Below are 12,157 nucleotides of genomic sequence, written 5' to 3'. Positions count from 1 at the left end.
GACATGCGGCCTTTCACGAGCGCCGCGCGAGGATGAAATCGACGGCCTCTCTCAAAACATCTGCTCGTGCGCCGAAAGGTTCAAGGTGGTCCTTGGCCTGTGCGGCCAAGTGCCGCGAACGGTCACGCGCGCCTTCCACTCCCAGAATGGTGACGAAGGTGGCTTTTCCTTGACCGGCATCCTTGCCGACGGCCTTGCCCGCTTCGCCCGCATTGCCCGTGGCATCCAGGAGATCGTCCGTTATCTGATAAGCCAAGCCAAGATCATGGGCAAACCCCTCCAGCGCCCGACGTACAGACTCGTCGACATCCTTGAGGATGGTCGCACTCTCGACCGCGTAGGAGATCAGCGCTCCGGTTTTCATGCGATGCATGCGGGTGACAACAGAAATGTCGAACTGTTCGGTTTCGGCCCGGATGTCGATCATCTGGCCACCCACCATGCCATAGGGACCCGACGCCCGTGACAGGCGCTCGACCAGACGGGCCCGGACACTGCCGCGCTGATGGGTGTCGGGATGGGCGAGGATTTCATAGGCGACCGATTGCAGCCCGTCGCCGGCGAGCACGGCCGTCGCCTCGTCATAGGCCTTGTGCACGGTCGGACGGCCGCGGCGCACATCATCATCATCCATGCACGGCAGATCGTCATGGATCAACGAATAGGCGTGGATGCATTCCAGCGCACAGGCGGCGCGCAATATGCCGCGCTCATCGGCATGAACAAGATGGCCGGCCTCGATGGTGAGGAAGGGGCGCAGCCGCTTGCCCGGTCCGAGGGCCGCATAACGCATGGCCGAATTGAGATGGGCTTCCGGCCCCTCGGCCCGCGGCAACAGGGCATCGAGCGCGACCGTCACCCGGTCGGCATGCTCGTTGAGTCGCTGTTCGAAAGTCTCCATCGACCTGCCTGTCCTGCCTGCCCGTCAGGGCTCCCCCAAGGCACCTGCCTCGATCTTGCTGTTCGTGTGTCGCTAATGCAGTCGCGACCCGTCGGGCACGGGCTGGTCCGGCGCCATCAACACGATCTCTCCTGTGCCATCAGAAACGCCGAGTGTCAGCACTTCCGAGCGCATCGGACCGATCTGGCGCGGCGGAAAATTCACCACCGCCAGCACCTGCCGGCCGATCAGCGCGTCCGGCGTGTAGTGGGCCGTGATCTGGGCCGAGGACTTCTTCGTCCCCAACTCGCCGCCAAAATCGATCCACAGACGGATCGCCGGCTTGCGCGCTTCCGGAAAGGGTTCGGCCTGCACCACCGTGCCGATGCGGATGTCGAGCTTGAGGAAATCCTCGATCGACGCCATGCCGGGATCTTCGTCAGCCACGACTAGTCCAGCCCGGCCGGTTCGGTCGTCGGCTGGCCATCTTCGCCGCGGACGATCTTTTCGACCTTCAACTCGGCCGCCTTCAGCTTGCTGTCGCAATGCGCCTGCAGCGCCGCGCCGCGCTCATAGATCTCGATTGAGCGCTCCAGCTCGACCTCGCCCGACTCGAGCTGGCGGACAATGCCTTCCAGCTCGGCAAGGGCTTTTTCAAAGCTCAGGGTGGCAATATCGGCATGCGGCTCGGCTGCCATCAACTCTCTCCGTATTCGAAAGGTCCGGGTGTCGGTTCGGGCGGAATTGCCGGACACCATAGGAAGCCCGACGGTGCGCGGCAATCGGTGCGTCAGTCGCCGCGATATTCATACCGCCGCCAGGACCAGTAGCTGTCACCGCCATCGCGGACACAGACCCAGCCAGCGGCTTTCAGGTGCGGTCGCATCATCCGGTTGAACCAGCCATGGGCACAACACACGACCGGTCCGTCATCTGCGGCCCGGATCAGACGTTCAACGGCGCGCGCCGCGCGAATGTCGGCATCAACCCGGCTCTCGCGTCCGCGCGACTGACCCAGCCACCAGGTGCAGCGCGCAAACACGCCCCAGGTCTTGGCCATGAAACGGCCCGGCCAGGGCGGCGGCGGCAATTCCGCCTCGATGAAATCCTTGTCGATCACCAGTTCACGGTTCGGCGCCACCGCCTGCGCCGTTTCCACGGCCCGTCGCAAGGTCGAGGCAAAGATGGTGCTCGCCTCGACGGCCTGTTGCTGCAAGGCCTCCGGAGCGACCTGACCGGCAACCAGCGGTGCGGGCTGGTATTCATTGTCCCACCAGTCCTCATAACCGCGCCAGTCCAGCATCGCTTCGCGGTTCGCGAGCGGCTGGCCATGGCGGGCAATGGTGATGAAGCCGGGCCGCGAAGGCGTGGCAGGTCTGATGTCGGTCATGCTCTGATTTCAGTCACACTTGATCACGGTCACGGGCGGGGGCAGGCGCAACAACCGGCGCGCCCCGACGCAGCCTGGCAGGATTTTTGGTCACGCTTCGGACAACGCGCCGGCAAACGCCGCCGCCGACCGCCCCAAGGCCGGACAGTCGTAGCCACCCTCCAGCACGGAAACAAGCCGCGATCGGCTAAAATCGCGGGCAATGCCAGCCAGTTGCCGTGCAACCCAGGCATAGTCATTGCTGCGCAGCCCCCAACCGCCGACCGGATCGTCCGCATGCGCATCAAATCCGGCCGAGACGAGGATCATGTCGGGCCTCGCCCGTTTCAGCGCCGGAATCACCTGTGTCTCGAAGCGTGCCCGCCACTGGGAACCGGTGACGCCCTCGGGCATGGGACAATTGAGAACATTGCCGCCAAGGCCGGTCTCGCCCTCCCCGCCCGTGCCGGGATAAAGCGGCGCCTGATGCAGGGACGCAAAAAACACGCGGCCGTCGCGCTCGGCCAAGCATTGCGTGCCATTGCCGTGATGCACGTCGATATCGATGATGGCGACCGAGGCCAGATCGTGGACCTCCAGCGCGTGCATCGCCGCAATGGCGATGGTGTTGAAAAGGCAAAACCCCATCGGCCGGTCCGGCTCGGCATGATGGCCCGGTGGTCTCGCCAGCACAAAGCCGGCGCCGCCATCATCGGCCACCACCGTGTCGACGGCCGCCACTGCCGCGCCGACCGCACCGAGCGCTGCGGCGGCGGAGCGGTCGCAGACAAGCGTGTCGGGATCAAGCGCCACCCACTCGCCGTCCGGCGCCTGGGCACAGGCACTGAGCACCCGGTCGACATGTGCCGCGCTGTGGAAGCGGGCGAGGTCCGGCATGCCGGCCGCACCAGCCTCGACCCAATCACATCCCGGCAGGGCAAGCAGTGCCGAGCGCACGGCCTCATAGCGACCGACATGTTCGGGATGTCCGGGCGGGACGGCGTGAAGGCGGCTGGCGGGGCTGTCGAAAATCGTGGTTTTCATGACCGCCAGTGTGGGCATTTCCCGCCCCGCAATCCAGCCCCGACCACGCCCTTATTCCGACGGGGTTTGCAGCTCCGGACGGGGTCAGGCGCTCATCGCGGCGCCATTGTGCCGGGCCGCTGTCGGCAGCAGCACGACGTCTTCCATGAACTGGCTGTAGTCACACAGGATTTCCTCGCCGGGGTGAATGTCGCGCCGGGCCTCGCCATTGCCGTCGGCACGGAAATCAATATTCGGCTCACCGCTGTGATTGAGAAAGCGGGCATGATCACCGTCCAGCAGATAGCCGTTCAGGCCTCGGTCGAAATAGGCATAGCGCTGCATGTATTGGCGATAAACCTGCGGCCGTTCGGCCAGCTGGGCCTCGGTCAGGACCAGGTCAACCGCTTGGTCGAGCACCCAGACCAGGGTGCCGGCCGGGATGAAATCGGACGCAAAAACGCCCAGCCCTTCCAGCGGGCTGGGGGCAAGATAGGTGTCCACGAGAAGCATGGATTTGTCACTCCGACCAGCCGCGTCGACGGCAGGCAGTGGGGCAGCGGCGGGTCCGGATCAAGGCCGGCCGGCCGCAGAGTGCGACGCTCCAAATCCCATATTGGCGAAATTTGAAAAAGCGCAAGCGGGATTTTATGCGCGGCGCGCCGACCCTGCCTCGCAGGTCAGAAATTATAGGGAGAGCCGGCGCGGATCCAGGCCAGGGCGAAACCGACGGCGACGCCGGCGATGATCACCACACTGATCCAGCCACTTCCCGATCTCGTCCGCATCATCCCGCCCCTCACTATCTTGTCGTGACAGGTCTGAAGCTAGCGGTGAATCGGATTCAGCCAACGGTAAAGTTGTGAGCTCTGACAGGCACTTATTCAGGGTGTGACGGTCATCACACCCTGAATAAGTGCACCAGTGAGCTCGCCCGCGACCGGGACAGCCGGATGACCGGCGTCAGGGGGCTGCGCCCTGGACTGTGGCTGACGGCTTGCCCGTCCAGCGCGCTGTATTGATCCCGGCGAAAAGCAACCAGAAAGCAACCACCCACTCAAACAGGGCCCCCGGCAGGAAGAAGAGCATGACGTGCTCCTTCAGGGACGGGAACAAGACGATGGTCGCGGCCACGGATCCGACAACCAGATAGGTGAGCATGCCCCAGGCTGCGAGCCATCGCGGAATGAAGCGCGCGCGGAAGAACAGGGCGAAGAAGAGGATGCCGCCCACGGCCATCGGGATCAGCAGGAAGTAGATCGCCGAACCGTATACATCGCGCAGGAGCATCACGAGGGCGGATCGTTCCTCACCCGAGAAGCCGGGGCTCAGATCCGGGTTCACGACCGCTGCAAAGGCGGCATATTTGAAGATGATGAAAGTCGCCCCCATTGCACTTTCGATCAACCGGCAGAAGGCTCCGACGAGGGCGCCTCCCTGGCTCACCGGCTTCAGTACGGCGTACATGGCGGCGGCCGAGATGACGACGAACGTGTACATCACCGCCTCGGCCAGGAGCCCCGTCCGAAACAGGAATTCAAGCGGCTGCGACGCGGCGTCCCCACCCGACAGCGTGCTGAGTCCGGGGATCGGGCCAAAGGTGATGTAAATCCCGGCAGCGGAATAGATGACGTAGGATAAACCCGCCAGCCGGGCCATGCGGCGAGCGGATTGATCGGTGTGTTGTAATGCAGACATGGCGTGAGCGCCCCCGTCGACTAAGCAGTGATCCAAGCCGGTGCGATCACCGGCCCCCCGGACATGCAGGAGACCGGCTTGCCTGTCGTCCGAATGGGGCCATTCGGACATTGTCGTGCACTAGGTGACGGCGTTCTCCACGTCTCGCGACCGGCCACTTCGTGCCTTTGCGCGATATTGGCTCGGCGGCGTGCCGACATGTTTCTTGAACGCCGCATTGAAGGTTGAGCGGGAGTTGAACCCGACCTCCAGGGCCACTTCGAGCGTATTGAGATCGGTCTCGCTCAACAAGCGTTTGGCCTCGTCGGCCCTGTGACTGTTCACGAAGTCAAAGAAATTGACGCCGACATGCTGCGAGAGAGTTTCGGATATATGGTTCTTCGTGACGCCCGTGACGTCGGACAGTTTTTGCAGCGACAGGTCGCTGTCGGCGTAGAGCTTGTCGGCCTCCAACGCGCCCAGGAGCTTGGCGGCCGTCCGGGTCATCCGTTGCTCGGTCAGGATCGGCCGTCTGATCGGCGCCTCGGCTTTGGCCGCCCGGTCCGAAGGCAGGGCGGGCTGGTGTACGCCGAGATAGGCGAAGGCCGCGATTGCCAAGGTTTCGGTGAAGGCCAGGGCGATGTTCAAAACAGGGATCGAGGTGCCGGTCATCCACAGGATTTGCTTGATGGCAAAGAACGTCCAGGCGCCAGCGAAGACGAAAAGAATGGTACGCAGCCAGTCCAGCGATTTGCGCTCAATATTGGCAAACGCGTCCATCATGCGCCGCCTGTGCCGCATCTGCAGCCGCAGGGCCAAGATCAGGTAGCAACCGGTGAAGGTCAGGAAAATGACCAGCGACGCGGTGCAGGTGTAGAGCGCGATCCGGTAATGGTCAGGATTACGGGTCGCCGGATCCGCCAGGGCGAGTTTCTGGTCGGCGCTCAGACTGGCAAAGGGCAGCATCGCGACAAGAACCAGTACCGGGCCGAGCAGCACCAGCCAGTCGAAGCCGCCAAAACGACGGCTTGTCGTCGAGACCAGGGCGCGGGCAAAGAAGAAGACCGCCGGCCCCAGAACCATTTTGATCGCAAGATCAGCCCCGACCAGATGCGGTGCAAGCCGATAGGCACCCGAGACAATGACGAGTTGACCGAGCACATGCGCCAGCAACGCGATGAGCGCCAGGCAAAAGAATAATGACCTGTCGCCGCGCTGACCGGATTTGGTCAACGCCATGACCAGCGCGAAACCGATGGATCCGGCTGCGATGGCGTAGGCCATTGTCAGAAACGTGTCGGTCATCACCCTGCTTCTCCGCCGTGTCGCGATCCAGGGCAATCACCCGGCCAGTCAGGGCCATGCCGCGTTGACCGGGACCTCGCCGCCAATCCGGTCAGTGCGCCGCCGGGATCGCCATGATCTTCACACCGGGAGGCGCTGCCGGCTCTTCCGGGACGAAGAAGTCGGGTAGGAGTTCGATCGACGGGTCGTAGGAATACTTGTCGAGATCGCGCTCGCCCTCATCCCACAGGAAGCTGTCATCGATGATGAAATTACCGGTGAACTCGGCCGCCGGCTTGTTGAGGACGGCATAGGCGGTGTCGGCGAGAATCTCCGGCTTGCGGCAACTCTTCATCGCCTCTTCACCGGCCAGCACGTTGGAGATGGCGGCGGTGGCGACGGCGGTACGCGGCCAGATCGCATTGGCGCCGATCTTGCCCTTGAACTCCTCACCCCAGCCCAGGATGCACAGGCTCATCTGGTATTTCGCCGAGGTGTAGGCGACATGCGGACCAAACCACATCCCGCGCATGTCGAGCGGCGGCGCCAGGGCGATGATGTGCGGGTTCTCGGCCTTCATCAGATAGGGCAGGCATTTCTGCGTGGTCAGGAAAGTGCCGCGCCCATTGACCTGGTGCATCAGGTCATAGCGCTTCATCGGCACATCTACCGTGCCACGCGGATAGATGGCGGAGGCGTTGTTGACCACCGCATCAATACCGCCGAACCGGTCAACCGCGGCCGCCACCGCCGCCTCGACCTGGGCTTCGTCACGGATATCGCATTTGACCGCCAGCGCCTGTCCGCCGGCGGCCTCGATCGCCGCCGCAGCGGTGTGGATCGTACCCTCGAGACGCGGGTCCACCGTGTCCGACTTGGCCGCGATCACGATATTGGCGCCGTCACGGGCGCAGCGCTCGCCGATCGCGAGGCCAATGCCGCGCGACGCGCCGGTGATGAAAATCGTTTTACCCTTGAGGCTCATGACGCTCTCTCCCCGAATGCGTGATTTGGACAGAGACTAGAGCGCCACTCACCGCGTCACCAGCCCGGGAAGCGGCAAAAACCCGTCGCCGCAGTTTCCGGGAAGGCCTACAGCCCGCGCCAGACCCGGCCAGAGGGGCAATGCAGGCCCTGCTCGCGGCGGCAGCGTTCCAGCGTGAACAGGACGGTCTCGGCGCGGCCGACGACATTTTCCAGCGGCACAAAGCCCGGCCCGCCCGAGGCGCGACTGTCGCGCGAGGCATCGCGATTGTCACCCATCACGAAAACCGTGCCGGGACGGACGGTGACCGGACCAAAATTGTCCAGCATGTCATTGTCATTCTGCTCGTAGATCTCGTGATCCCGGTCGCCCGGCAGGACTTCGGTGTAATGGCTCACCGTCACAGCAACGCCAGACCGGTCCTCGCGATAAATGCGGACATCCTCCAGCATGCGCGGGACGACCTCCTCATTGATGTAGAGCCGACCCTCGCGGACCTCGATGACATCGCCGGCAACGCCCACGACACGCTTGATGAGATTGCGCGCCGGTGTCTGGTTCTCGTCGCGGAAGACAACAACATCGCCGCGGCGCGGCTGCGACCAGGCCAAGCGGCCATTCCAGCTGTCCGGCAAGGCATAGCCCAGCCCCAGCGGCAGGGAGTGGACCGAATAGCCATAGGCCCATTTCGACACCAGCACCCGGTCACCGACCTCGAGCGAGGGCTGCATGCTCTCGGAGGGGATATGGAAGGCGGCAAAGCCGAAGGTCACCAGACCCAGCCACACCGCCGCCACACCGGCGACAAAACGCACGGTTTCCAGGATTTCATCGGCCGCACGGCCCGCAAGACGCTTCATCAAAGGGCTCATTTCAATTTGACTGCGGTTCCATAGGCGAGAATTTCGGCGGCACCTTCCATCACGGAGGACGTCGAGAGCCGGACCGTGATGATGGCATCGGCGCCCAGTTCCTCGGCGTGCCGGACCATGCGGTCCAGCGCCTGTTCGCGCGATTCCGAGAGGAGGCTGGTATATTCGGGCACTTCGCCACCGACCAGATTGCGCAGGCCGGCAATGAAATCGCGACCGAAAAAGCGGGCCCGGACAACATTGCCGCGAGCGATACCCACCGTACGGTCGATCTCGCGCCCGGGCACCGTGTCGCCCATCGTGATTATCAGGCTCATTCCTCATCCCCTTGCAGCACAAGCCGGTCCGAACAGGCCCGCCAATACATCAAAGCCACGCCCAGCGCCGGACACCCGGTCGCCGCCAGCCAGAGATAGCTGACGGGATAGGGCAGTTGCCAGCCGGCCAGCAAGCCGGCGGCGAGCAGTCCGAGATAGCCGGCCAGTCCACCCAGAAGGAGAACCGGTATCGCAATATCCAGAAGTCTGCCTAACACGGGCTGCCTAACGCTGGCTGAATGGTCCTGTGCGGACGAATACAGCTTCTTCGATACGTCGAAATTCGCCCGCAACCAAGAAGTCCGCCTGCCAATGACGGTATTTTAAGCTGCAATCGTGACCGCGAAGCCGCAGGGGACGATGTTCCGCACGGTCCCGCTTGGACGCGGCGCCGCCTGCTGGCACCCTGATCGACAAGGAGAAATGCCCCATGTCCGACACGATCATCGAACCGAACAGCCAAGCTACCGACCGCGACGACAAATTATTCGCAGGCCTCAATTATGTGCTGTTCCTGATCGGCAATATCATCGGCATTTCCAGCATCCTCGCCGTGATCATCGCCTATTCCCGGCGCGAACGGGCGCCGCGCTGGCTGCAATCGCACTATACCTACCAGATCAAGTCATTCTGGACGGCGGTGCTGAGCATCGTCGTATGCACCTTCATGATCCTGACCGGCGTCCTGTCCCTCTTCGGCGCCACCGGCCTGGCCCTGACCTGGTTGTGGATGCTGATCCGCAGTGTCGTCGGCCTGATCCGTCTGCTCGACGGTCGCGGCCATCCCGACGCCGACGCGGTGTGGGTGTAAGCCAAGCATCGGTATCGCCACGGCGCTCGCGCCTCCGGGAAAAATGAAAAAGGGCGAGCGCTGGCGGTGCGTTCCACGACGCTCTCGCTTGTCATCCCGGACGCAGGCCCGGCCCCGAGCCGGGCGGAGATCCGGGACCCATTATCGCGAAAGCTGGCAGGACCGGGCGTCTGGGTCCCGGGTCTGCGGCCTGCGTACGCAGGCCATTCGCCCGGGATGACAAACGTGTGGTGGTCAGCGGGCCTATCCGCGTCATCAGCGCCGAATTCTGCCACGCGCCGCCGCCGCCAAGCCAAACACTTTTTTCCCGGCCGCAGCCCCGCAAAAGCGGGGCGGAGAGCCGGGAAAAATGAGAGGGGATGGAGGGGTATTTTCTCCCCGCGCTATGGGGCGGAAAAGGCGCAAGCCGCCCCTAAAGCCCGAAACCGACCTCATCAATCATGTCGGCACCCATGGTGATGTCGTCGACGCGCGACGGCGCCAGGGTCATGACGGCTTCGGCGTAGAAATTGGCCAGGGCGATGCGTTGGGCGGCGAAAGCCGGATCACCGACATTTTCCTTCTGGCGGCGACGGGCGGCAACGGCGCCGACGCACAACAGCCAGCCGCCAACGGTCTCTCCCGCCAGGGTCAGGAAAGGCGTGGCGCCGGCCAGGCGGTCCTTCATGTCGGCTTCGGCGAGCCAGTCGGCGGCCTCCTGCAGGGCTTCCAGACTGTCACGCAGCCGCTCGCCGAGCGGCGGCAGGTCGGGATGGCCGGACGTCAGGCAACTCTCGATGGTCTGGTCGATATCGGCATAGAGCTCGTCAAAGGCCGCGCCATCGGCCATGGAGAGCTTGCGGCCGACCAGATCGATGGCCTGGATTGCATTCGTGCCCTCATAGATCGGCGTGATACGGGCGTCGCGCAAATGCTGGGCGGCGCCGGTTTCCTCGATATAGCCCATCCCGCCATGCACCTGGATATTGGCCGAAGCGACCTCGACCCCGATATCGGTCGACCAGGCCTTGGCGATCGGGGTGAGGAGTTCCTCGCGACGCTTGGCGGCCGCCTTCTCCTCGTCCTCGTCACCATAATGCGCCATGTCGGCGGCGACCGCACAGGACACGCAGATCGCACGCGCTGCGGCGATCTTGGCTTTCATCAGCGCCAGGGTCCGCTTGATGTCGGGATGGTGGATGATGGCGTGCGGCGCCGGGCCCTCGGCCTCAATGGCGCGGCCCTGCTTGCGGTCGGCCGCATAGGCCAGGGCCTGCTGATAGGCGCGTTCGGCAATGCCGACACCCTGGACGCCGACATTGAGACGGGCCGAATTCATCATCGTGAACATGCAGCGCATGCCGGCATTCTCGCCGCCGATCAGCCAGCCGGTGGCCCCGGCATACTCCATCGTGCAGGTCGGCGAGCCGTGAATGCCCAGCTTGTGTTCGAGACCGATCGCCTTGAGCGAATTGGCCGAACCGTCGGGCAGGATTTTGGGCACGATGAAGAGCGAGATGCCCTTTGTGCCGTCCGGCGAGCCCGGCGTGCGGGCCAGCACGAGATGGATGATGTTCTCGGCGCAGTCGTGATCGCCCCAGGTGATGAAGATCTTCTGGCCCGAGATCGCCCAGCTGCCATCCGCATTGGGCTCGGCCTTGGTGCGCAGCGCGCCGACATCGGACCCGGCCGACGGCTCGGTCAGATTCATCGTGCCCGACCATTCGCCGGTGATCAGCTTGGGCAGATACATCGCCTTCTGCTCGTCCGTGCCGTGCTCGATCAGCGCCTCGATGGCGCCATAGGTCAGCATCGGACCGAGACCAAAGGAGAGATTGGCGCCCTGGATCATCTCCAGCACCGTCACGCCCAGCGCCCGCGGCAGGCCCATGCCGCCATGTTCGGTCCCGAACTGCAGCCCCTGCCAGCCGCCCTCGACGAATTGGGCATAAGCCTTCGGGAAGCCGGTCGGGGTGGTGACCTTGTCGTTTTCCAGCTTGCAGTGTTCGGCATCGCCGACCCGGTTGAGCGGCGCCAGCACGCCCTCGGCCAGCTTGGCGGCCTCGTCGAGGATCGCCGCGGTCAGATCGGCGGAAAAGTCGGGGAAGGCGCCGGTCGCCTTCAGCCCTTCCACGGCCGCCACTTCTTCCAGCGTGAAACGCATTTCGTCGACGGGCGCGCGATAGGACATGACCAACCTCCTCATGGATTGCCTGTTTGGCATTTCTTGTCGCGCAACATAGCGGCAAGCCGCACCGATGCGAATCCGGAAACAGTGTTTTGTCCATCGCATCCAAAGGTGTGGCTTTATCGCGACGGCCAATGGCATCATATGGGTCATGTGACCGGCAAAGGCCGGCAATCTGGGAGACCGATATGACAGCGCCAAAAACCTATACCGGGGTTGCCATTGCCCTGCACTGGATCCTCGCCGTCCTTCTGGTCGGCATGGTGTTCTATGGCTGGTACATGGAAGACCTGCGCGAAGCCTTGTTTGCAGGCGGTGAGGTTTCGATCGCCGAGGTCCAGTTCGCCTATAATGCCCACAAGACGACCGGCCTCCTGATCCTCATCCTGTCGCTCGGCCGCCTCGCTTGGCGGCTGACCCATCCGGTTCCGGCCCTGCCCGCCGGCATGGCGGGCTGGGAGCGATTTGCCGCCACGGCAACCCATTGGGCCTTCTACGTCATCATGATCGGCATGCCGCTGGGCGGGCTGATCGCTGCCTCGGCTGCCGAGCCGCCCACCCTCCTCTTCAACAATCCCGATCTCGTCCTGCCGAAACTGCCCGTGCCGCAGACCGAAGGCTTCCAGGACCTGTCCGGCAGCGTGCACGGTGCCGGCGGCTGGGCCATTCTCGGCCTGCTGGGCCTGCATGTGGCGGCGGCCCTTAAGCACCAGTTCATCAACAAGGATGGATTGATCGGCCGCATGATCCCCTTCCTGAAAGGATAGTCTTG

At 63.8% G+C, this 12,157-nt stretch carries 15 protein-coding genes; 2 read left to right on the top strand and 13 right to left on the bottom strand.

All coding sequences use genetic code 11. The features are described from left to right. Window positions 1–13 precede the first annotated feature (13 nt). The 12 genes from C7435_RS14135 to C7435_RS14080 all read right to left on the bottom strand — a co-directional run bounded on the left by C7435_RS14135 (window position 14) and on the right by C7435_RS14080 (window position 8,625). Window positions 14–901 (bottom strand): polyprenyl synthetase family protein, encoded by an 888-nt coding sequence (locus tag C7435_RS14135; RefSeq protein WP_121212197.1) that lies wholly within the window; start codon window positions 899–901, stop codon window positions 14–16. Between the two features lie 72 nt (window positions 902–973). Continuing rightward, entirely contained in the window at window positions 974–1,306 is a 333-nt protein-coding gene (locus tag C7435_RS14130; protein ID WP_121212196.1) for a tRNA-binding protein, read from the bottom strand. 23 nt (window positions 1,307–1,329) lie between these two features. Further along, window positions 1,330–1,578, bottom strand: a complete 249-nt coding sequence (locus tag C7435_RS14125) for an exodeoxyribonuclease VII small subunit (RefSeq protein WP_075191096.1) — start codon at window positions 1,576–1,578, stop codon at window positions 1,330–1,332. 92 nt (window positions 1,579–1,670) lie between these two features. Next, window positions 1,671–2,270: a histidine phosphatase family protein gene (locus C7435_RS14120; RefSeq protein ID WP_121212195.1), complete on the bottom strand. Its 600-nt coding sequence runs from the start codon at window positions 2,268–2,270 to the stop codon at window positions 1,671–1,673. 90 nt (window positions 2,271–2,360) lie between these two features. Then, on the bottom strand, window positions 2,361–3,311 hold the full coding sequence (locus tag C7435_RS14115; RefSeq protein WP_233350787.1) for a histone deacetylase family protein: 951 nt from the start codon (window positions 3,309–3,311) through the stop codon (window positions 2,361–2,363). Window positions 3,312–3,377: 66 nt separating this feature from the next. Continuing rightward, window positions 3,378–3,785 carry an SET domain-containing protein gene (locus C7435_RS14110; protein WP_121212193.1) on the bottom strand — a complete coding sequence of 136 codons (408 nt, stop codon included), beginning with the start codon at window positions 3,783–3,785 and terminating at the stop codon, window positions 3,378–3,380. 450 nt (window positions 3,786–4,235) lie between these two features. Next, entirely contained in the window at window positions 4,236–5,081 is an 846-nt protein-coding gene (locus tag C7435_RS14105; protein WP_121212192.1) for a DUF4386 domain-containing protein, read from the bottom strand. 9 nt (window positions 5,082–5,090) lie between these two features. Then, window positions 5,091–6,254 carry a helix-turn-helix domain-containing protein gene (locus C7435_RS14100; RefSeq protein WP_121212191.1) on the bottom strand — a complete coding sequence of 388 codons (1,164 nt, stop codon included), beginning with the start codon at window positions 6,252–6,254 and terminating at the stop codon, window positions 5,091–5,093. 91 nt (window positions 6,255–6,345) lie between these two features. Then, the gene (locus tag C7435_RS14095; protein WP_121212190.1) at window positions 6,346–7,218 is read right to left on the bottom strand and encodes an SDR family oxidoreductase; all 873 of its coding nucleotides are present in this window, start codon (window positions 7,216–7,218) and stop codon (window positions 6,346–6,348) included. Between the two features lie 107 nt (window positions 7,219–7,325). Then, the gene (lepB, locus tag C7435_RS14090; RefSeq protein WP_233350786.1) at window positions 7,326–8,078 is read right to left on the bottom strand and encodes a signal peptidase I; all 753 of its coding nucleotides are present in this window, start codon (window positions 8,076–8,078) and stop codon (window positions 7,326–7,328) included. A gap of 8 nt (window positions 8,079–8,086) precedes the next feature. Beyond that, on the bottom strand, window positions 8,087–8,407 hold the full coding sequence (locus C7435_RS14085; RefSeq protein ID WP_075191105.1) for a YbjQ family protein: 321 nt from the start codon (window positions 8,405–8,407) through the stop codon (window positions 8,087–8,089). Next, on the bottom strand, window positions 8,404–8,625 hold the full coding sequence (locus C7435_RS14080; protein WP_121212188.1) for a hypothetical protein: 222 nt from the start codon (window positions 8,623–8,625) through the stop codon (window positions 8,404–8,406). Before C7435_RS14080 ends, C7435_RS14085 begins: the two co-directional genes overlap by 4 nt. Before the next feature lie 212 nt (window positions 8,626–8,837). On the opposite strand from C7435_RS14080, the gene C7435_RS14075 reads away from it, so the two are divergent. Then, the gene (locus C7435_RS14075; protein WP_121212187.1) at window positions 8,838–9,218 is read left to right on the top strand and encodes a DUF4870 family protein; all 381 of its coding nucleotides are present in this window, start codon (window positions 8,838–8,840) and stop codon (window positions 9,216–9,218) included. 412 nt (window positions 9,219–9,630) lie between these two features. On the opposite strand, the gene C7435_RS14070 is transcribed toward C7435_RS14075, so the two are convergent. Further along, window positions 9,631–11,388, bottom strand: a complete 1,758-nt coding sequence (locus C7435_RS14070) for an acyl-CoA dehydrogenase (protein WP_121212186.1) — start codon at window positions 11,386–11,388, stop codon at window positions 9,631–9,633. A gap of 185 nt (window positions 11,389–11,573) precedes the next feature. On the opposite strand from C7435_RS14070, the gene C7435_RS14065 reads away from it, so the two are divergent. Continuing rightward, on the top strand, window positions 11,574–12,152 hold the full coding sequence (locus C7435_RS14065) for a cytochrome b (protein WP_121212185.1): 579 nt from the start codon (window positions 11,574–11,576) through the stop codon (window positions 12,150–12,152). Window positions 12,153–12,157: the final 5 nt, after the last annotated feature.

The sequence above is a fragment of the Maricaulis maris genome, assembly GCF_003634045.1.
GTDB lineage: Bacteria > Pseudomonadota > Alphaproteobacteria > Caulobacterales > Maricaulaceae > Maricaulis > Maricaulis maris.
This window is presented reverse-complemented; position numbering and strand designations above follow the sequence as displayed.

Bases quoted from the DNA above. Each gene is read 5' to 3' on its own strand.
- C7435_RS14110 (WP_121212193.1), bottom strand. From the start codon at position 3,785: ATGCTTCTCGTGGACACCTATCTTGCCCCCAGCCCGCTGGAAGGGCTG.
- C7435_RS14100 (WP_121212191.1), bottom strand. From the start codon at position 6,254: ATGACCGACACGTTTCTGACAATGGCCTACGCCATCGCAGCCGGATCC.
- C7435_RS14125 (WP_075191096.1), bottom strand. From the start codon at position 1,578: ATGGCAGCCGAGCCGCATGCCGATATTGCCACCCTGAGCTTTGAAAAA.
- C7435_RS14075 (WP_121212187.1), top strand. From the start codon at position 8,838: ATGTCCGACACGATCATCGAACCGAACAGCCAAGCTACCGACCGCGAC.
- C7435_RS14065 (WP_121212185.1), top strand. From the start codon at position 11,574: ATGACAGCGCCAAAAACCTATACCGGGGTTGCCATTGCCCTGCACTGG.
- C7435_RS14120 (WP_121212195.1), bottom strand. From the start codon at position 2,270: ATGACCGACATCAGACCTGCCACGCCTTCGCGGCCCGGCTTCATCACC.
- C7435_RS14135 (WP_121212197.1), bottom strand. From the start codon at position 901: ATGGAGACTTTCGAACAGCGACTCAACGAGCATGCCGACCGGGTGACG.
- C7435_RS14115 (WP_233350787.1), bottom strand. From the start codon at position 3,311: ATGCCCACACTGGCGGTCATGAAAACCACGATTTTCGACAGCCCCGCC.
- C7435_RS14070 (WP_121212186.1), bottom strand. From the start codon at position 11,388: ATGTCCTATCGCGCGCCCGTCGACGAAATGCGTTTCACGCTGGAAGAA.
- C7435_RS14095 (WP_121212190.1), bottom strand. From the start codon at position 7,218: ATGAGCCTCAAGGGTAAAACGATTTTCATCACCGGCGCGTCGCGCGGC.
- C7435_RS14105 (WP_121212192.1), bottom strand. From the start codon at position 5,081: ATGTCCGAATGGCCCCATTCGGACGACAGGCAAGCCGGTCTCCTGCAT.
- C7435_RS14130 (WP_121212196.1), bottom strand. From the start codon at position 1,306: ATGGCGTCGATCGAGGATTTCCTCAAGCTCGACATCCGCATCGGCACG.
- C7435_RS14085 (WP_075191105.1), bottom strand. From the start codon at position 8,407: ATGAGCCTGATAATCACGATGGGCGACACGGTGCCCGGGCGCGAGATC.
- lepB (WP_233350786.1), bottom strand. From the start codon at position 8,078: ATGAAGCGTCTTGCGGGCCGTGCGGCCGATGAAATCCTGGAAACCGTG.